Source organism: Pseudomonas sp. G2-4, from assembly GCF_030064125.1.
GTDB lineage: Bacteria > Pseudomonadota > Gammaproteobacteria > Pseudomonadales > Pseudomonadaceae > Aquipseudomonas.
This window is the reverse complement of the sequence record NZ_CP125957.1, coordinates 804,877-823,259: the sequence shown is the minus strand read 5'-3', so window position 1 is coordinate 823,259 and position 18,383 is coordinate 804,877. Positions and strand designations below refer to the sequence as shown.

General features: G+C 58.1%; 18 protein-coding genes. 13 read left to right on the top strand and 5 right to left on the bottom strand.

The window, feature by feature from the left end:
• Positions 1 to 68: 68 nt before the first annotated feature.
• The 4 genes from QNH97_RS03505 to QNH97_RS03490 are packed head-to-tail and all read right to left on the bottom strand — an operon-like array spanning position 69 to position 3,601.
• Complete coding sequence (locus QNH97_RS03505) at positions 69 to 923, bottom strand: phosphate ABC transporter ATP-binding protein (RefSeq protein WP_283555623.1); 855 nt, start codon at positions 921 to 923, stop codon at positions 69 to 71.
• The gene (gene pstA, locus QNH97_RS03500) at positions 924 to 1,799 is read right to left on the bottom strand and encodes a phosphate ABC transporter permease PstA (RefSeq protein ID WP_283555622.1); all 876 of its coding nucleotides are present in this window, start codon (positions 1,797 to 1,799) and stop codon (positions 924 to 926) included.
• Positions 1,796 to 2,692 carry a phosphate ABC transporter permease subunit PstC gene (gene pstC / locus QNH97_RS03495; RefSeq protein ID WP_283555621.1) on the bottom strand — a complete coding sequence of 299 codons (897 nt, stop codon included), beginning with the start codon at positions 2,690 to 2,692 and terminating at the stop codon, positions 1,796 to 1,798. The genes pstA and pstC overlap by 4 nt, the downstream gene beginning before the upstream one ends.
• Positions 2,693 to 2,722: 30 nt before the next feature.
• Positions 2,723 to 3,601: a phosphate ABC transporter substrate-binding protein gene (locus tag QNH97_RS03490; protein WP_283555620.1), complete on the bottom strand. Its 879-nt coding sequence runs from the start codon at positions 3,599 to 3,601 to the stop codon at positions 2,723 to 2,725.
• A 158-nt stretch (positions 3,602 to 3,759) separates the two neighbouring features.
• On the opposite strand from QNH97_RS03490, the gene QNH97_RS03485 reads away from it, so the two are divergent.
• The 6 genes from QNH97_RS03485 (at position 3,760) to QNH97_RS03460 (ending at position 9,105) form a co-directional block, all read left to right on the top strand.
• Complete coding sequence (locus QNH97_RS03485; RefSeq protein ID WP_025211748.1) at positions 3,760 to 4,608, top strand: long-chain fatty aldehyde decarbonylase; 849 nt, start codon at positions 3,760 to 3,762, stop codon at positions 4,606 to 4,608.
• A 43-nt stretch (positions 4,609 to 4,651) separates the two neighbouring features.
• Entirely contained in the window at positions 4,652 to 5,581 is a 930-nt protein-coding gene (locus QNH97_RS03480) for a permease (protein ID WP_025211747.1), read from the top strand.
• Between the two features lie 24 nt (positions 5,582 to 5,605).
• Positions 5,606 to 6,040, top strand: a complete 435-nt coding sequence (locus QNH97_RS03475) for a hypothetical protein (RefSeq protein ID WP_283555619.1) — start codon at positions 5,606 to 5,608, stop codon at positions 6,038 to 6,040.
• Complete coding sequence (locus tag QNH97_RS03470; RefSeq protein ID WP_283555618.1) at positions 6,037 to 7,245, top strand: SDR family oxidoreductase; 1,209 nt, start codon at positions 6,037 to 6,039, stop codon at positions 7,243 to 7,245. Before QNH97_RS03475 ends, QNH97_RS03470 begins: the two co-directional genes overlap by 4 nt.
• A complete protein-coding gene (locus QNH97_RS03465) occupies positions 7,232 to 8,296 on the top strand; it encodes a DUF8838 domain-containing protein (RefSeq protein ID WP_283555617.1) in 1,065 nt (354 codons plus the stop codon). The genes QNH97_RS03470 and QNH97_RS03465 overlap by 14 nt, the downstream gene beginning before the upstream one ends.
• A 125-nt stretch (positions 8,297 to 8,421) precedes the next feature.
• Positions 8,422 to 9,105: a helix-turn-helix transcriptional regulator gene (locus QNH97_RS03460; RefSeq protein WP_025211743.1), complete on the top strand. Its 684-nt coding sequence runs from the start codon at positions 8,422 to 8,424 to the stop codon at positions 9,103 to 9,105.
• A 79-nt stretch (positions 9,106 to 9,184) separates the two neighbouring features.
• Here the strand turns inward: QNH97_RS03460 and QNH97_RS03455 are convergent, their stop codons facing one another.
• The gene (locus QNH97_RS03455) at positions 9,185 to 10,102 is read right to left on the bottom strand and encodes a LysR substrate-binding domain-containing protein (protein WP_283555616.1); all 918 of its coding nucleotides are present in this window, start codon (positions 10,100 to 10,102) and stop codon (positions 9,185 to 9,187) included.
• Between the two features lie 186 nt (positions 10,103 to 10,288).
• Between QNH97_RS03455 and QNH97_RS03450 the strand changes: the two genes are divergently transcribed.
• The 7 genes from QNH97_RS03450 to QNH97_RS03420 all read left to right on the top strand — a co-directional run bounded on the left by QNH97_RS03450 (position 10,289) and on the right by QNH97_RS03420 (position 18,351).
• Positions 10,289 to 11,809: an ABC transporter substrate-binding protein gene (locus QNH97_RS03450; RefSeq protein ID WP_283555615.1), complete on the top strand. Its 1,521-nt coding sequence runs from the start codon at positions 10,289 to 10,291 to the stop codon at positions 11,807 to 11,809.
• Between the two features lie 104 nt (positions 11,810 to 11,913).
• The gene (locus QNH97_RS03445; RefSeq protein ID WP_283555614.1) at positions 11,914 to 12,831 is read left to right on the top strand and encodes an ABC transporter permease; all 918 of its coding nucleotides are present in this window, start codon (positions 11,914 to 11,916) and stop codon (positions 12,829 to 12,831) included.
• 9 nt (positions 12,832 to 12,840) lie between these two features.
• Complete coding sequence (locus QNH97_RS03440) at positions 12,841 to 13,743, top strand: ABC transporter permease (RefSeq protein WP_283555613.1); 903 nt, start codon at positions 12,841 to 12,843, stop codon at positions 13,741 to 13,743.
• A 33-nt stretch (positions 13,744 to 13,776) separates the two neighbouring features.
• Positions 13,777 to 14,793, top strand: a complete 1,017-nt coding sequence (locus QNH97_RS03435) for an ABC transporter ATP-binding protein (RefSeq protein ID WP_283555612.1) — start codon at positions 13,777 to 13,779, stop codon at positions 14,791 to 14,793.
• Positions 14,790 to 15,779: an ABC transporter ATP-binding protein gene (locus QNH97_RS03430; protein WP_283555611.1), complete on the top strand. Its 990-nt coding sequence runs from the start codon at positions 14,790 to 14,792 to the stop codon at positions 15,777 to 15,779. The genes QNH97_RS03435 and QNH97_RS03430 overlap by 4 nt, the downstream gene beginning before the upstream one ends.
• Positions 15,776 to 17,200, top strand: coding sequence for a M20 family metallopeptidase (locus QNH97_RS03425; RefSeq protein WP_283555610.1), 1,425 nt, complete (start codon positions 15,776 to 15,778; stop codon positions 17,198 to 17,200). The genes QNH97_RS03430 and QNH97_RS03425 overlap by 4 nt, the downstream gene beginning before the upstream one ends.
• On the top strand, positions 17,197 to 18,351 hold the full coding sequence (locus QNH97_RS03420) for a M20 family metallopeptidase (protein ID WP_283555609.1): 1,155 nt from the start codon (positions 17,197 to 17,199) through the stop codon (positions 18,349 to 18,351). The genes QNH97_RS03425 and QNH97_RS03420 overlap by 4 nt, the downstream gene beginning before the upstream one ends.
• Positions 18,352 to 18,383: the final 32 nt, after the last annotated feature.

The window sequence follows — 18,383 nt, the reverse complement described above, 5'->3', positions numbered from 1 at the left end:
GAAATCGCCGCCCTCCCCCCACAATGGAACCGATGTACCATGGCACTGCAACGCGCCTGTTGCTCAATTCAAGCGAACTGCAAATAGGTCTGAGTCAGCTCATGGCGTGGCCGCTCAAACACATCCCTGGCCTTGCCACATTCAATCAACTTGCCCACCTCCCCAAGCTTCCAGAATACAGCCACCTGGTCTGCTACACGGCGAGCCTGACTCAAGCTATGGGTCACGAGAATGATCGTTCGTCGTTGAGCCAGGCCAAGAATCAGCGTTTCAATTTTTTGAGTCGAGATCGGGTCCAAGGCGCTGCATGGTTCAACCATCAGCAAAACATCAGGATCCAACACCAGCGCCCTGGCGAGACACAGTCGTTGTTGCTGACCACCCGACAACGCCATCGCTGAACTGTCGAGTCGATCATGCACCTCGTCCCACAACCCCACTTCCCGTAATGACGACTCAATGCGGCTATTGATATCGGCCTGCGCTTGAATGCCGTGCTGCCTGAGTGCGAATTCAAGGTTCTTGCGAATCGAAAATGGAAATGGATTGGGACGTTGAAACAGCATCCCAACCTGGCGCCGCAACTGGGTCGAGTTTTTTGCCAGCCGCTTATTGTCCATCCAACTGAAGTTGATCGAGCCTTCTACCGAGCAGCCGGGCACAAGATCGTTCAGGCGGTTGATGCAGTACAGCAAACTCGACTTCCCGCACCCTGATGGACCGATGAGTGCGGTGACTGAATTGCGTGGAACGCGCAACGTCACGCCCTCAACGACTGTGCGCTTGCCATAACTTACGGAGAGATCTTGGATATCGATATGCCCTTGCGCGCCCGTACTCAAGTGGGTAACCGCCCCATGCACGCTTGATGTTGCTCGTACAAACGGTTCAAGCGATATGGCTCTATTATCGTTGCTCATCATTCAGAGACTCCGTGTCGTGTTGCCAGTCATGCGTCGCTGCATCCAACGAGTCAAGGCGTGCACAGTGAAGCTGAGCAAGGCCAGAAGCATCAGCAGCGCAAGGGCCGAGCCATAAGCGTTAGGGGTGCCGCCTGGCACATTGGTCGATAAGTCATAAATATGAACAGAGACGCTGCGCCCGGAATCGAGAACCGATTCGGGCATCCTGTCGGAATAACCGCTGGTGAAGAGCAGTACAGCCGTTTCCGCCAGGGCTCTGGTCAATGCGAGCACCACACCTGCGCATATGCCAGGCAGCGCTACCGGTACCATCACATGCCATAAAACTGACTGTTTCGAGAGGCCGAGCGCTGCTCCGCCAGCACGATGGGCAATACCTGCGGACTCCAAGGAAAATGCCAGTGAACGGGCCAAAGTGGGCAGGATCATGCAGGCCAAGGTCAGCCCGCCGGCCAGAATGGAATACCCCAACTCCAATTGCCGACAGAACAGGCTGAGTCCAAATAAGCCAAATACGACCGAAGGAATGCCCGCCAGTATGTCGAGGCTGCAACGCAGTGTCGTAGCCGGCCAACCTGCGGGATTAAAACCCTCAGTCAACATGACCGCGACGCCAAACGCTAAGGGCAAGGCGGCCGTTAAGCTGACCAATACAATTCCCAGGGTGGACACGAGAATGGGGGCGATCCCCCCGCTGCGGCCTGCATCTTCCGGGCTTGCCAACAGAAAGTCCCAGCTCAGCACCTGAAGTCCGTTACCGAACACCGTTAGCAGCGGCCACAGGAGCATCGCAACTGCAGTCAACGTCAGACCATACATCACGAACGTCCAGACGAAATCCCGGAAGTCGAAACCGAACACCTGAAAGCGCCTCATGAAGTCATCTTCCTCTGACGCATACCGATCCACTCGCCCACTGCAACCAACGCGCTGACCAAGAGCAACATCAGCAGCCCGGCTACGAACAGGGAAGCGCGGTGATCCCCCATCGCGTAGGGCATTTCCAAGGCAATGTTCGCCGTCAACGCTCGTACTGGATCAAACAGCGAAGTCGGTACCTGCACAATGTTGCCACAGACCATCAACACCACCATTGTCTCGCCGATTGCTCGGGCAGCACCGAGTACCATTGCGGAAAAAATGCCCTGCCTGGCAGCAGGAACAACAATACGAAGCAATGTCTGGCTGGTTGAAACGCCCAGCGCTGTAGCTCCCTGTACATAAGCTGTCGGAACAGTCTGAAGGGCCGATTGGGTCAACACCGTGATCGTTGGAATGATCATCAGTGCAACAATGAGGATACCGGCCAATAAGCTCGCACCTGGCGGGCTCCAGATGTTCACGATCGGAACGATCGAACTGACGCCCCAAAGTCCATACACCACGGTAGGCACTGCAGCACTGAGCTCCACAAGATTGCGCAGCACGCGAGCAAGCCGCGGCGGCGCCTTGAATGTCGTGACCAGCGAAATGGCCAGGCTCAGTGGTGTTGCAATGACAAGCGCACCCAAGGTCAAGTAAAGGCTCGCCAATACCATTGGGGCCATGTTGTAGCTCGCGTCCCGCGGCCACCACCCCTCGTCCGTAAAAAATCTTACAAGCCCTCCCTGGGCGATCAGTGGAAAACCCTCACTCAACAAGAAAGCGACAATCAAAAACACGATTGCCGCGCCTATCAGAGCGAGCATGGACATGGCCGACCAGAACGCCCATCCACGCAGCTTCGCGGGATGGGCCTTCGCGACCACCTCTTCTGTCAATAAAGTCATGGAGAGAGCCTGATCAGCAGCGCCTGGCCGTCATTTCGTCACCGGAATGAAATACATGCGAGTCACAAAGGCTGCTGCTTCATTGGAGCGGGCAAACGCCAGGAAGTCCTGGACAGGCTCTGTGAGAGGCGCTTTGTAAACCAAATTCAGGTCCCGGCTGATCGCGTACTCGCCCGACGCAACCGCTGCTGTCGATGGAATCTGATCTCCCAAAGGGATTAACCGAATGGCGGCGCCCTGATCGGCTTCATACTCAGCCGAACCGATGGACACGTAGCCGATTGCAGCGGGAGAGCCAGCAACAGTCTGAATACCCTGCTGGTTGTCTCCAATAATCACGTGGGCGCGGATATCTTTGTAGGGGATACCAAAGAACCCACTGAAAATTTCCAGGGTCGATCGCCCCTCTGCCTTGCTCACGACGGTGATAGGCAAATCGTCTCCCCCCACGTCTTTCCAACGGGTGATCCGGCCTGTGTAGATTCCGACAACCTGCTCTTTTGTCAGGCCAGTGATCGGGTTGCTTTTATGAACGATCATGCCGATGCCATCTTTGGCAATCAGCGCATGCTGCAGATCCCCCTCTTCAGGCTTGAGCTCACGAGAGACCATGCCAAGCACAGCCGTACCGCTGCGCACATCCATGATCCCCCGAGCACTGCCGCCGGCCTGGACCTCGATTCTAATGCCCGGATGCTCTCGCTCATAAGCTTTAGCCAGTTCACTTATCAACGGTGCGATGGTACTGGCCCCCACGACGCTGACACGCACGGCCTTCGCTTCAGTCTTTTGATCCGTCTCACGATTGCAGCCTGACAGGCAAAGCAACGCACCCAGCATCCACAGCACAGGCACACCAACGTGCCGGGCCGTCCAGGTTCTTGTATTCATTTCTTCCCCGATTTCCATGGGACACACCGAGTGACCGATGCGTCAATATCTGACTAATCGTAAGACGGAACGGACCGAACGTTGAATAGAAGCTATGTACTATGGCTGTACGCCAGCAGCCTCCCGACAATTGCGCGGCAAGGGAATGTCCTTGAGCCTAATGGGAGGATATAAAAATGAACGAAGTTTCTGCCAGCACCCAGCCCAATCACCGCGTACCCGTTGACTTACGTGCTGTAAACCGCCGAGAAGAATTGAGCACTGAGCACAATAAAAGCGACGGTTATTTCAACCTGATCGCGTACATCGCTTCAAACGCAATCGCTGGAGAGGTGATGGCGGTAGAGAACTATTCGGAAATGGTGCCGTTGATGCCAGATACCGAAAGCAAGATCGAAACCGTCAAACAAGCCTACGAAGAATCAAAACACATTCTGATGCTGGCCAGCCTGGGCAAACGCCACGACTACATCGTGATGCGTGAGATCGTGGAGCCGCAGTGGTTCAACATCCGCCGCCACTTCAGCGCGGCTGTTCAAAACAAGGATCTGGCTGCGTGCCTGATCATTCAAGACCTGATGACCGAAACCATGGCCATCGTGCTGTACCGAACCCTGCAGCGCCAGGGCGATCCGGACACTTCAGCACTGGCCGGAAAGATTCTGGAAGACGAACTGGAGCATCTGGGAATCGGCCTGGCACGTATCCGTGGCCTGATCGCCAAAGACCCGGAAGGTGTTCATGAAAGCCTTAAATGGGCCCACCATCGTGTAATGCCTGAGCTGTTCAGCATGGTGAGCACCAGCTGCCACTTCCTCTGCGACCGACTGAACATTGACTGCGGCGCTCTTTCACTGGGTGACCTGAAGACCGACATCGACGAAATTCGCATCGAAGCTTTGGACACCTACGTAGAAACCCTCGATAAAGCGAACTTCGATCCGCTTGTCACAGCGGCACTGATCGAGTCGATGCAAACCTATGGCGGCACCCCGTCAATGAACGCTGGGCTGGCCAACGCCTGACGCGTTGCATCAGCCCGCTCTCATCAGTACCGGCGGAGCTCATATGTCCGATAACACAACGTTAACGCAGGGGATTCAAGCCTTCTTCGAGTTTCTGCTCATGGACGGTGCCCTGCTCATTGGGCTTTTCCTGCTGGTCACCTGGTTTGTGGTAATGCTGCAACAACGCATGCCCTTTCAAGCGACACAAGGCTCGCTACTTGGGTCCTCGGGCTGGCGGTCGGCATTTGCCGCCAGTGTTGGGGGCGTCATCACGCCCTTTTGCTCCTGCTCCACGATTCCCGTGCTGAGCGGCATGCTCAGGGCAGGCGTTGGCTTCGTGCCCAGTTTCGCTTTCCTGGTGGCCTCGCCAGTAGTGAACGAGGGTGTGTTTATTCTGCTGTTCCTCACTGTGGGGTTTGTCCCTGGCGCTGTTTTCATCATCGGCGGCCTGGCACTGACTTCCGCTGCTGGTGTGGCAGCAGGAAGGCTCGGACTGGCAAGACACGTGACGATAGCACCTGCCCCCAAGAGCAGTGCCGCCTTCCTGGGCCAGGGGATTCGAACTTGGCCCGGTTGGCAACCTGCGAGTCGATTCGCTTGGCTTGCGGCCAAGCAGGAGTTGCGGACGGTCGCGCCGTATCTGCTGATCGGCTTGTTTATCGGAGGCTTGATCTACGGTGCCGTACCGAAAGACACACTGATGAGCCTTGTCGATCGACTACCGGCCGGCTGGCTGTATCTGGCATGCGCCTTAGTCGGCGTACCGCTGTACATCTCGCCCATAGCAGCGCTGCCAATCGGATTTGCCCTGATCGAGAAAGGGTTTCCAGTCGGACCGCTTGTGACCTTTCTGGTGGCGGCAATCGGCACAAGTCCTCCCGAGATCATGCTGCTGTTCAGGCTTTTCAAACTCCCCCTGGTGATAGCCCACACGCTAACAGTCATTGTTTGCGCTCTGGTCCTTGGCCTGGCTGTCGCACTCGTGCTGTAACCATCTAAATAAAGAGGGCAAGACATGCTCAATTTTTTCAAAAAGACTTCGGACGCAGATATCACCCAAGTCAAACGTGCATTGGGGCCCGAAGCTATCGTGGTGCTCTCTGCAAGTTGCTGTATGCCCGGCACTACGCAGGTTGACGAACAGATCGAAGCGGCAGCACGTGACGCCTTGACGCAGGCCAAGCTGGACTGGCCGGTACTCACGATTACCGTGACTACTGCGCAATCGATCCTTCCGAAGCTATCCGCAGAGCTGAACGCAAAAGAAGGCGCGGTAGCCCAGCAAGTCACGGAGTTGTTCATGACTCATGGTCTGAGTGCATTCCCGATCGTCATTGTTGACCAGACGCTGATCTCCTACGGTGGAGTGCCAGACCAAACGATGATTCATAACGCACTGGCTGCAGCTTCTGAAACCAACCTTAATCCCACGAGTGGCGAGGTCCGATGAAAACGCCTCTCCAGACCCCACGCCACGGAAAACGCGTCTTCCTGACAGGAGGCACGGGATTCCTCGGCGCACTCATGGCTGCTCAAGCGCTTAGTGATGACTGGGCAGATCACTTGGTCATCCCGACCAGGCGAGGTAACCATAACGTTGGCATTCCAGAAGAAGTGCAGCGGGAACTGCTGGCATTGGGAAGAAGTGCTGACGAATTCGAGAAAAAGGTGACCACTGTTCACTGGCAGGGTGCTGAAACCGCATCGGTAGAGCTGCTGGAAAGTATGCTTCGCTCAGGAAATGTGGACACGGTAGTCCACTGCGCAGGTTGCCTCGATTACTTCGATAATGAGGCGCTGCAAGCTCTGAACGTCGATTTCACTGCAAGGCTTACTGTCGCAGCCAAACAAGCAGGAGTGAGCTTTTTTATCTTCGTTTCCACGGCCTACTCCGCTGGCTACTCTGGAGGTGTAGTGCCAGAAACGGCGCTGAACGAGCCGCCGAGCGATCCTACCAACTACACGCTGACCAAGCGGGCAGCTGAGCGCGTAGTTGCTGAATGTGGCATTCCATTCCTTGTCGTCAGACCATCCATCGTGATTGGTAGCTCTGCTGATGGTCGCTACAGCGGTAAGCGCTATGGCCTCTATCAGCAATGGATGGGTATCGAAAGGCTACTCTCCGATCGCCATCACGCCGAACTGCATACGGTCGCTACGGACCAAGCGCTCAACCTCCTGCACCAGGACGCTTTCCAAGCCAGCATCGCCAGCGTGTTTCGCTGGGTGCCCGAAGGTGAATACGTCAACCTGGTCGTTGACGATCAGACCAGTCCGTCGATGAAAGACCTATGGCGGCTGTTCTGCAAAGTCACGCGCCCCAAGACCGTGATTTTCTACGATAGCCTCCAAGCGGTTGATCTAAAGGCCATCAACATTCGCCAGCGAGGCTACCTGACGTTCGCTCAGACCAACCTCGAAATCGGTGCCTACCCTTGGCAATTCGACCGGCAGTGGCTCAAGGTTTTGAGCCAACGTGGCCTGAACTTCACTGAAACGACATTGAACACACTGCAGATCTGCCAAGACCGATTTATACGTTCCTCTCAGCCCATCCAACGGTACCTTGAGCGCTTCGGCGCGGATCTGCCTGCTCACACTGAATACCGTGACCACCTCGATGCCTGGGACGTTTCTGCCAATGAACATGCTTGATACCGCGGTCTCTCGACTGGAGCCCTGGCAACGTGAACTGACCCACACCGCCGCCATAGTGAACGGCGCTCTCGAGGCTGATGAGCAGCCTGACTCCCCACCTCGTGTCCTTTGGTGGGGAGGTGCGTACTCTCAATTACTGTCTATGTGTGTAGACAAGATGCGCGGCGAACTGATCATCGCTGATAGCGACCCACGCCAACTACGCAAAAGCGCAGCGATGATGGACAACGCTCGCTGCGTGCGGCTAATGGCACTTGCTGATTTATCGCGTGATGCCAACATTATTGAGCCACTACTCCAGGGTGCCTTAATTCGTGACATCGATGGTTACATCGCACTGGAGGAGAAACTGCGATTTGGCGTTGAGCGCTCGCCCGCTGTTTCTGATGGTTGGGCCAGTCGAATCCTGATGGACTTCACCCTCAATCGCGTGAATGCTGAGGATGAAAAACAGGTATTGAGGGAAGCATTTCGTGCTCTGAACCTAACCGGTTGCGTGGTCTGCGCAGTACTTGTAGGCGATGAACCTTTGACCTCTCACCACACCGTCAGGTCCGCACCTGCCGGAGCGCCACTTCGGTTACCGTCAGAAACGGCTGTGATAGCTGCGTTCGAACAAGCCGGTTTCCATGGCATCACCGTCCATTGGTCGCCAACGGCAGCAAGCGCTATCGACAGAATTGGCGATGCTGAAGTACGCATGTGCACCGTTAAGGCATACAAAGGTAAACAAGGCCCGTGCTGGGAGTTAGGACAGGCCGTTATCTATCGCGGTCCTTGGCTTGAAGTGCGCGATGATGATGGACATGTGTATCGTCGTGGTGAGCGGGTCGCTGTATGTGCAAAGACATATGACTTGATGATGCGTGCTCCTTACCAAGGCGCCTTCCTCGGACTTCGCAGCGTGAACGAGCCACCGCTGAGTCAGGCCGCGCCTTTCGATTGCAACACACCTGCTCTTCGAGACCCGAAGGTGACCAAAGGGCTGGCTCCTTTTCAAGGCGCTCAGGCAGCTGCTTGCTGCCCCATAGAAAGCGGATGTTGTTAGACCAGTACCAATCGGCCGACGCCTGTCGCGAGGGATACCATTTGGCCATATAATCAAAGTCCAAAGCACATCAGGTGTCTGAAACCAGGCTCCTGATGTGCTTACATCGGGCAGGGAGAGCGAATATGGAAAGCGACAGGAACAGCTGGCAAGGGCTTCAAACAAGCATAAGAACGCCATCCTTTCTAGACCTGGACGTGGACTGCACTGCCATTGGTATCGCCTCTGTGAATGGCCCCGCCGTTCACTTCAAGAAAATCCTTTTTCTCGAAGGCGAAATTCACGAAGAGCCCGAAACGCTGCAGAGCCACTGTGCTTCGCTGCTCGCCCTATGGGCTGCAGTGAGAGCGCCGTCCTTGATTGACCTCGGCAAATGCACGTGTATAGGACGCCGCTTGCTCCTACAGGAGCCGACCCTTGGTAGAAGGTTTGCCGTCCACGCCACCCACCTCGACGAGAACAACCTTCTCTTTGCAGTCGTTAGTTCGACTAAGCGCTGGAACAACGTTGAAACTGCCAAAAGCCTGGTCACAGTACTTGTTCAACATGCAGCTCAAATTCACGCAGCTGACGATTTCCAACCTTGTGTACCACTCGAGCAGATAGGCGCAGGGCTGGATTGGTATCAGTTTACGACCCGGGAGGTTGAAATTCTGAAGCTAGTCGCCAGCGGAATCAGCAACAAGCAGATCGCCCGGGAACTAGGCTCAAGCCCAAATACGGTCCGAAATCAGATCCATACGTTGTTCCGCAAGGCAGAAGTGACAAACCGAACAGAGTTGGCACTTAGGGTTGCCGCAACGATTTGATATTACCCCGGCCCACCACTTCATCATCTAAAGACGTCCACGGACGTCTTTTTTTGTGCCTGAAATCCACCTCGTCTTCTCAACGACGCTTCGCCTTCGCCAACCCAGCAATCAAAAAATCCCTGAACGCAGAAACCGCCGCCGGTAAATTGCGTCCCGCCATGCTTTGCAGTTCGATGCGCCGTGCCTTCATGCCTTCATCCAGGATCGGCAAGCATTGGAGTGCCTTGTCTGCCACCTGCTTGTGCAAGGTCATTTCGCTGGCCAGGCTGATCCCCCCCTCTTCGCGGACGAAGCTGTAGAGCGAGGCAACGTAATTCGTGGTCAACACCGGGTCGAACAACAACCCCTGAACACCGCAACAGATGTCGAACAGTTGCCTTATCGTGGTATCGGCCTTGGGTAACGCAATGGGCCAGGGTTGCAACTCGGCGAGGCTGACAGATTCACGCCCGGCCAAAGGATGGGAATTGGAGACCACGGCAAAAATCGCCCCGCCCAGGACATGTTCGACCTTGATTTCCTTTTGCGGCGTCAGGCTGAAGGTCATCGCCAGATCGGCTTCGCCGGAACGCACCTTCTCAGTCGCATCCGCAGGCGCACAGACCTCCAATGTGAAATGGATGCCCTGATACTCACGCCGGAACGCGCTAATACTGCTGGGCATGTATTCCAGTGCAAAACCTTCCGAGCAGGCAACGTGCACATGGCCTCGCTGCAAGCCGTGCAACTCGGTGATTTCCAGCACCACCTGCTCGGCCTCAAGCTGCGACTTGCGCGCATAAGCCGCCAGTCGCGCGCCCGCCTCGCTCAGCACCATGCCCCGGGCACGACGCTCGAACAGGCTGGCATCCAGGGCCAACTCAAGCTTGGAAATCTGCCGGCTCACCGCTGACGCCGCGACGTTCAGCCGTACCGAGGCTTCGCTGATCGATCCGCATCGCGCCACTTCAAGAAAATAGCGCAGTGCCGTGGACTGCACACCATACAGCTGCATCGGCGCCCCCAAGGTTTGCCTTTTCGGCAAAGGAAGTATCGAAATATTATTCTTGTGGCATTGATAGCCTTTCCCTACATTCGTGTCCAGATCAAAAAAAACACGACCTGATCCTTTTATCCTCCTTTACGCGTTTGCGATTCGCTGCCCTTTGATTCAACCACTCTCGCCAACGGAGACGACGGCATGGGCATCAAAGGTTTCGCCTGCAGTATTGCGCTGATGGGCCTCATCAGCAGTTTTCCGGCTCATGCCGGTAAAGCCAACGACACCCTGGTTTACGCTTCCGACAGCGAGCCTGAAAACATCAGCCCCTATCACAACGATTTACGCGAAGGCGTGATTCTCGCCCGGCTGATCTGGGACAACCTGATCTACCGCGATCCCAACAGCGGCGAATACCAACCCATGTTGGCCACTGGCTGGAAACAGGTCGACGACACCACCATCGACTTTGAGCTGCGCAAAGGCGTCAAATTTCACAACGGTGACGCCTTCACCGCCGACGACGTGGTGTTCACCCTCAACTACGTGGTGTCGCCCGAAGCGAAGGTCGTTACCGTGCAAAACGTAGACTGGATCAAGAGCGCCGAAAAAACCGGTGACTACAGCGTCCGCCTGTACTTGAAGAAACCTTTCCCTCCGGCACTGGAATACCTGTCCAACGCCGTTCCGATGTTCCCCAAGCAGTACTTCGAGAAAGTCGGCCTGGCCGAATTCAGTCGCAAACCAATCGGAACCGGGCCGTATAAAGCCGTGTCGGTGGTGGCTGGCGAAGGCGTGAGCATGGAGATCAACAAGGACTACTTCCCGGACAGCCCACAAGGCAAGCCACATATCGCTCACCTCAAGTTTCGGGTAATCCCGGATGCAGAAACCCGCCTGGCCGAGTTGATGACCGGCGGTGTCGACTGGATCTGGCGCGTCACCTCGGATCAGGCAATCGACCTCAAAGGTATACCGAATCTCACCGTGACCAGCGGCGAAACCATGCGCATCGGTTTCCTGATTCTTGATGCCCGGGGCACCTCCACTGAAAACTCGCCGATGAAGCACCTCAAGGTGCGTCAGGCCATCAACCATGCGATCAACCGCAATGCGCTGGCCACGCAATTGGTGGGTGGCGAAGCCAAACCCTTGCAGGTTGCCTGTTATCCAGGCCAGTTCGGCTGCGATACCACGGCGGCCACGGTCTACAACTATGACCCGGCCAAGGCCAAGGCGCTGCTCGCCGAAGCGGGCTACCCAAATGGCTTCGAGACAGAAATCTTCGCTTATCGCGACCGTGATTACGTCGAAGCCATCATCGGTAACCTGCGCGCCGTGGGCATCAACGCCAAGCTCCGCTACTTGAAGTACGCCGCCCTGCGCGATCAGCAACGCGGCGGCAAGGTACCCATGTCGTTTCAGGCCTGGGGCTCGTTCTCGATCCTCGACACCTCGGCGTCGGCCGGTACCTGGTTCAAGGGCAACCCGGACGACAACATCAAGGACCCACAAGTCCAGGGCTGGTTGCAGGCCGCCGACAATGCCCTCGACCCGCAAGTGCGCAAGGACAACTACCGCAAGGCGTTGCAGCGCATCAGCGAACAGGCGTACTGGGCGCCGCTGTTCAACTACTCGATGAACTACGCCTACACCGCCGAACTCGCCTTCACGCCGTACCCGGATGAGCTGCCGCGTTTCGTCCAGTCCAGTTGGAAATAATCCGTAACCGAGCGGATTCATCGAGAGGTGCCGTGGCTGCGGACTGACCCGCACCAAGGACACCTCCTCACCCATGTCATCCATTGGATATGAGGAAACTTGCCATGCTTGGATTCCTTCTGCGCCGTCTGGGCATCGCTGTTTGCGTTGCCATTACCGTGTCGGTGATCAGCTTTTCTCTTTTGCACCTGTCCGGCGACCTGGCCACGGCCATTGGCGGACCGGAAGCCACGAGCGAACAGATCGAACAGATCCGCGTGCAATACGGTTTGAACAAACCGCTACCGACCCAGTACTTCAACTGGCTGGGTGATTTGTTGCGGCTGGACCTGGGCAACTCTTTTTTCTTCCAGGAATCGGTCTACAACCTCGTCGTCAGCCGCTTGCCGATTACCCTCGGGCTAGGGGCCATGGCGCTGGGCATCGCCTTGCTGGTGGCGATTCCGCTGGGCGTGCTGGCGGCGGTCAAGCGCGACACCTGGGTTGACCGACTGGCCTTGAGCATTGCGGTGCTGGGTCAGGCAATGCCTAGTTTCTGGTTTGCGCTGATGTTGATCGTGGTATTCGCGGTGACGCTCAAGTGGCTGCCGGTGTCCGGCAACTCGACCCTGCTGCACTTCGTCATGCCGGCCATTGCCTTGGGCTACTACGCGACGCCGGCAATCATGCGCCTGACCCGCGCCGGCATGCTTGATGTGCTCAGTTCCGATTACATCCGCACCGCCCGCGCCAAGGGCCTGCGCCCTGCCCGCGTGCTGTTCAAGCACGCACTGCGCAACGCCTTGATTCCGGTCGTCGCGCTGGCGGCGGTGGAGTTCGGGTTCATGCTCGGCGGTTCGGTGGTGATCGAAACGGTGTTCTCCCTGCAAGGCATCGGACAACTCGCCTGGGACGCCATCGCCCGTGACGACTTTCCGGTGGTACAGGCCGTGGTCCTGCTGATTGCGGTGATCTACATCATCCTCACCTTGCTGGCCGATGTGCTCAACGCACTGCTCGACCCGCGCATTCGCGTGCGCTAGGAGGTTTACATGAGCACCCCCACGACCCTCGCGATCAATGACTACCTGCCACCCCCGAGCAGCCTGGGCCGAGTCCTTGGCAAGAGCTTTCGTCACCGTGGTTTCGCCATCGGCGCGGCGTTGTTGCTGATCATCTTCGCCGGTGCACTGTTCGCGCCGTGGCTGGCACCTTACGACCCTTATGCGCAGGACGTGATGCTGCGCATGAAACCGCCGGTATGGATGGCCAACGGCACCTGGGAATACGTCCTCGGCACCGACAAACTGGGCCGGGATTACCTGTCGCGATTGCTCTACGGCGCCCGTATTTCACTGTTCATCGGCATTGCGGCGGCGCTGATTTCCGGCTTTATCGGCACCGTCATGGGGCTGTTGGCCGGTTACTACGGCGGCAAGGTCGATGCGTTTATCAGCTACCTGATCACCACCCGGCTGGCGATGCCGGTCGTAATGGTCGCGCTGGCCTCGGCCTCGCTGATGGGCGGTTCACTGAAAGTGGTCATCGTGCTGCTCGGCTGCCTGTTATGGGATCGCTTCGCGGTGGTGGTCAGGGCTTCGGTGCAACAGATTCGCGACGCTGAATATGTGGCATCGGCCCAGGCACTTGGCTGCTCGACCCTGCGCATTCTGGTCAGTGAAATCCTGCCCAACCTGGTCGGCGCGCTGATCGTCGTCGCGACGCTGGAAATGGCCCACGCGATCCTGCTGGAGTCGGCCCTGTCATTCCTCGGCGTTGGCGTGCAGCCGCCGACGCCGTCCTGGGGTTTGATGATCGCTGAAGGCAAACCCTACATGTTCTTTTCCCCGTGGGTCATCGCCATTCCCGGCGTCGCCCTGATGATTCTGGTGCTGGGCATCAACCTGGTCGGCGATGGCCTGCGCGATCTGATCCTGCCCGACGGCCGTAACTGATAGACCGCCGTAACTGATAGAGGGTACCGAACAATGGCACTACTCCATGTTGAAAACCTGCGCGTGGACATCCCCATGGGCAACAGCCCGACGCCAGATGACATGCTGCATGCCGTGCGCGGTCTGGATTTTGAAGTCGAGCGCGGTGAAATGCTGTGTATCGTCGGCGAGTCCGGCTGCGGTAAATCCCTGACCTCGCTGGCGCTCATGGACCTGTTGCCACGCAAGGCCAAACGCACCGCGTCCCGGCTGACACTGGACGGCATCGACATGCTCGGCCAGAGCGAACGGCGCATGTGCGACCTGCGCGGTAACCGTCTGGCGATGATCTTCCAGGAACCGATGACCTCGCTGAACCCGGCCTACAGCATTGGCGATCAGCTCAGCGAAGTGTTGACTCAGCATCGCAAGGTGTCACGCAAGGATGCCCTGGCACGCGCCGCGCAGATGCTGGAGAAAGTCGGAATCAGCAATGCCACCGAGCGCTTGCGCCAGTATCCGCATCAACTGTCTGGAGGTCTGCGCCAGCGGGTGATCATCGCCATGGCGTTGATGTGCGAGCCGGACCTGATCATCGCTGATGAACCCACCACGGCCCTGGACGTGACCATCCAAGCGCAGATCCTGCGCTTGATCCGCGACATCCAGAAAGAATTCGGCCTGGCGGTGATTTTCATCACCCACGACCTTGGGCTGGTGGCTCGGATCGCCGATCGGGTCGCGGTGATGTATGCCGGGGAAATCGTCGAAACCGCCCCTGCCCTGCAACTGTTCGAGAACCCGCAGCATCCGTACACCCGTGGTCTGCTGGCGAGTATTCCAATCCCTGGCCGGACCCAACCGGGTGAGGCACTGGGTTCGATTCCAGGGCTGGTGCCGAGCCTGGTGGGCGAACAGCAAGGTTGTGCATTCCGCAATCGTTGCGCTCAGGCGATAGCGGCCTGCGCGCAAAACATCCCCGAAATCGAACAGGACGGCCACATGGCGCGCTGCCTGTTCGCCGCTCCGGCCCCGGCACCGATTCGCCTTCAAGAGAGGGCACGGTCATGAAAAAAGACATCGCGTTGGAGCTGTGCGACATCCGTCGCGAGTTTCGGATCAACAAGGGCTTTTTCAAACCCGCCGCCACCCTGAAGGCCGTCGATGGTGTTTCCCTGCGCCTGATGCGTGGCGAGACCCTTGGCCTGGTAGGCGAGTCCGGTTGCGGAAAAAGTACCCTGGCAAAGATGCTGCTCGGTCTGTTGCCGCCAACCAGCGGCGATGTGCTGGTCAATGGCAAACATCTGGCGGCGACTGATCGCAAGGAAATGTCCCGGCACATCCAGCCAATATTCCAGGACCCGTATTCCTCGCTGAACCCACGCAAAACGCTGCGCGAAATCGTGACCCTGCCGCTGATCGTGCATGACATTGGCAGCACCGCCGAGCGGCGCAAGAAGACCGAGGAGATGCTCGATGTGGTCGGCCTGCCCAAACGGGTCATCGACAGCTATCCGAGCCAACTGTCCGGCGGCCAGCGGCAACGGGTGGCCATTGCCCGGGCGTTGATCATGCGCCCTGATGTGTTGATCTGCGACGAACCCACCTCGGCGCTGGACGTTTCAGTGCAGGCGCAGATTCTCAACCTGCTGCAAGACCTCAAGCGCGAATTCGGCCTGACCTATCTACTGATCAGCCATAACCTGGCGGTCATCGAACACCTCGCCGATCGGGTCGCGGTGATGTACCTGGGGCGCATCGTCGAAGAACGCACCCGCGAATCGTTATTCGCTAAACCCGGCCACCCTTATACCCGCGCCTTGTTGGATTCGGTGCTCACGCCCGATCCGCGCCTGGGCATTCCCGAAATCGGCCTGCACGGGTCCTTCCCCAATCCGATGTCACCGCCGTCCGGTTGCGCCTTTCATCCGCGCTGCCCGAGCTGCTTCGCCCCCTGCAAAACGGCCTACCCGGCCAATGATCCGATTATCGGCGGCAATGTGCGCTGCCACCTTCACGACATTCCTGCCCAAACACTGGAGCTTGTCCACTCATGAGTCGTTCACTGGCCATCAGCAACACCACCGAGCAATTTGATAACGGCGCTTTTTTCAATCTGCTCGAACGTAGCGTCGCCTTGCACACCGAAAGCCAGGCAACGGACAGCCGGCCCGAGTTGTATCGCTACCTCAATGACTTCATCACCCCCCATGTCGAGGCGATGGGTTTCAGCGTCAAGATCTATGACAACCCGGTGGCAGAGCGCGGCCCTTTCATGATCGCCACGCGCATTGAGGATCCGGAACTGCCGACCGTGCTCAGCTACGGCCACGGTGATGTGGTGCGCGGCTATGAAGCGCAATGGCGTGAAGGCCTGTCGCCGTGGCAAGTCATTGCTGAAGGCGATCGCTGGTACGGCCGCGGCACGGCGGATAACAAAGGCCAGCACCTGATCAACCTGACCGCGCTGGAGCAAACGCTCAAGGCGCGCAACGGCAAGCTGGGGTTCAACGTCAAATTGCTGCTGGAAATGGGTGAAGAAGAAGGCTCGCCGGGCTTGAATGCATTCTGTGCCGCGCACAGTAAAGAGCTCGCCGCGGATATTTTCATCGCCTCGGATGGCCCGCGCCTGGCGGCCTCACGACCGACGATTTTTCTCGGCTCACGCGGGGTGTTCAACTTCGAGCTGGTGGTCAATTTGCGCGAAGGCGCTCATCACTCTGGCAATTGGGGCGGGTTGCTGGCCAACCCTGGCATCATTCTGGCCAATGCCATCGCGAGCATGGTCGATGAACACGGTCGGGTAAAAGTGGCGGGGCTGATGCCCGAGACACTGCCTGAGCCGGTTCGCCAGGCACTGGCCGACATTGACGTCGGTGGCGGACCGGGCGATCCGGAAATCGACGCCAACTGGGGTAACCCCGAGCTCTCGCTGAGCGAAAAAGTGTTCGGCTGGAACACCCTCGACGTCATCGCCTTCAAGACCGGCAACCCGGACGCCCCCGTGCATGCAATCCCCGGCAAGGCCAACGCCCACTGCCATATCCGTTTCGTAGTGAACAGCGACTACACGACCTTTATCCCGGCGGTGCGCGCCCACCTGGATGCCCATGGTTTCAGCAATGTCGAGGTCAAGCAAAGCCGCATCGATGTGATGCATGCCACGCGGCTGGACCCGCAAAGCCCATGGGTCAATTGGGCGCTCAGCTCCTTGGCACAGACCACCGGCAAAAAACCTGCGCTGCTGCCAAACCTCGGTGGCTCGCTGCCCAACGATGTGTTCGCGGACGTGCTCGGCCTGCCAACATTATGGGTGCCGCATTCGTACCCGGCCTGCTCGCAACATGCACCGAACGAGCACTTGCTGGCACCGGTGGTCAAGGAAAGCCTGCAAATCATGGCCGGGCTGTTCTGGGACCTGGGCAACGACGCGGCACGCCTGACCCAGGAACATCAGTTGCGGGAGCAGGCGCAATGAGCGCCACGGCACAACAGGCGCTGGACTGGCTTGCTGACCAGCGCCCAGCCATGGAGGCGCTGCTGCAGCGTATCGTCGACACCGACTCCAACAGCTATGACAAGGCGGGCGTCGACGCGGTGGGCGCGCTGCTCGCGGCGGAACTGGAAGCCGACGGGATCCTGCTCAAGCGCATGCCGGTGGAGGGTTTTGGCGACGTGCTACTGGCCGAAGTGCCAGGCGAATCTGCAAAGCCAGTGTTGCTGCTGGGCCATCGAGACACGGTGTTCCCCAAAGGCACCACCGCGACGCGCGGCTACAGCTGCGATGGCAACCTCGCCTTTGGCCCCGGCGTCGCCGACATGAAAGGCGGCCTGGTGCTCAATTGCTTCGCTCTCAGGGCACTCAAGCGCGCCGGTCCGTTGCCCTATCCGGTGCAGGTCCTGTACACCGGTGACGAAGAGATCGGTTCCGGCAGCGCCAGAACCCATATCGAAAACGCCGCCCTTGCCGCCCGCGCCGTGCTCAATACCGAACCCGGCCGGGCCAGCGGTAACGTGGTCAGCGCACGCAAAGGCGGTGCCACGCTGATCATCGAAGTCAGCGGTCGCGCGGCGCATGCCGGGGTCAACCATGCCGACGGAGCCAGCGCCATCGAGGCCCTGGCACGCAAGATCGTCAAGCTGCATGCCTTGACCGATTACCCGGCAGGCATCACCACTAACGTTGGCCTGATATCCGGGGGCACGTCCAGCAACACGGTCGCGCCGAGCGCCACCGCCCGGCTGGACGTGCGCTTCATCGAACTCAAGCACTGGGACCGGATCTTCAGCGCCATCCAGGCCATCGTCGCCGAAGAAGAACTGATCGGCACCCACGCCATCCTCAAGGAAGCGACGACCTTTCTACCGATGGAGGCCCATCACAGCGAACGGCTGCTGCACATCTACCAACAAAAAGCGCTGGCGCTGGGTTTCAGCGTCGAAGGCGAGTTCACCGGCGGTTGCGCCGACTCCGGATTCACCGCCAGCCTGGGCATTCCAACCCTGTGTGGCCTCGGGCCGGTGGGGGGCAAGGTCCACACCGATCGTGAATACCTGGAACTGGACACGCTGGTGCCTCGCGCCCAGGCCTTGGTGGCAACCATCCTGGCTGTTGGTGAGAGCAGTTGAGGTATTGGCGCGTCGAGATCAAAGTCCAAAGC

Bases quoted from the DNA above. Each gene is read 5' to 3' on its own strand.
- QNH97_RS03505 (WP_283555623.1), bottom strand. From the start codon at position 923: ATGATGAGCAACGATAATAGAGCCATATCGCTTGAACCGTTTGTACGA.
- pstA (WP_283555622.1), bottom strand. From the start codon at position 1,799: ATGAGGCGCTTTCAGGTGTTCGGTTTCGACTTCCGGGATTTCGTCTGG.
- pstC (WP_283555621.1), bottom strand. From the start codon at position 2,692: ATGACTTTATTGACAGAAGAGGTGGTCGCGAAGGCCCATCCCGCGAAG.
- QNH97_RS03490 (WP_283555620.1), bottom strand. From the start codon at position 3,601: ATGGAAATCGGGGAAGAAATGAATACAAGAACCTGGACGGCCCGGCAC.
- QNH97_RS03485 (WP_025211748.1), top strand. From the start codon at position 3,760: ATGAACGAAGTTTCTGCCAGCACCCAGCCCAATCACCGCGTACCCGTT.
- QNH97_RS03480 (WP_025211747.1), top strand. From the start codon at position 4,652: ATGTCCGATAACACAACGTTAACGCAGGGGATTCAAGCCTTCTTCGAG.
- QNH97_RS03475 (WP_283555619.1), top strand. From the start codon at position 5,606: ATGCTCAATTTTTTCAAAAAGACTTCGGACGCAGATATCACCCAAGTC.
- QNH97_RS03470 (WP_283555618.1), top strand. From the start codon at position 6,037: ATGAAAACGCCTCTCCAGACCCCACGCCACGGAAAACGCGTCTTCCTG.
- QNH97_RS03465 (WP_283555617.1), top strand. From the start codon at position 7,232: ATGAACATGCTTGATACCGCGGTCTCTCGACTGGAGCCCTGGCAACGT.
- QNH97_RS03460 (WP_025211743.1), top strand. From the start codon at position 8,422: ATGGAAAGCGACAGGAACAGCTGGCAAGGGCTTCAAACAAGCATAAGA.
- QNH97_RS03455 (WP_283555616.1), bottom strand. From the start codon at position 10,102: ATGCAGCTGTATGGTGTGCAGTCCACGGCACTGCGCTATTTTCTTGAA.
- QNH97_RS03450 (WP_283555615.1), top strand. From the start codon at position 10,289: ATGGGCATCAAAGGTTTCGCCTGCAGTATTGCGCTGATGGGCCTCATC.
- QNH97_RS03445 (WP_283555614.1), top strand. From the start codon at position 11,914: ATGCTTGGATTCCTTCTGCGCCGTCTGGGCATCGCTGTTTGCGTTGCC.
- QNH97_RS03440 (WP_283555613.1), top strand. From the start codon at position 12,841: ATGAGCACCCCCACGACCCTCGCGATCAATGACTACCTGCCACCCCCG.
- QNH97_RS03435 (WP_283555612.1), top strand. From the start codon at position 13,777: ATGGCACTACTCCATGTTGAAAACCTGCGCGTGGACATCCCCATGGGC.
- QNH97_RS03430 (WP_283555611.1), top strand. From the start codon at position 14,790: ATGAAAAAAGACATCGCGTTGGAGCTGTGCGACATCCGTCGCGAGTTT.
- QNH97_RS03425 (WP_283555610.1), top strand. From the start codon at position 15,776: ATGAGTCGTTCACTGGCCATCAGCAACACCACCGAGCAATTTGATAAC.
- QNH97_RS03420 (WP_283555609.1), top strand. From the start codon at position 17,197: ATGAGCGCCACGGCACAACAGGCGCTGGACTGGCTTGCTGACCAGCGC.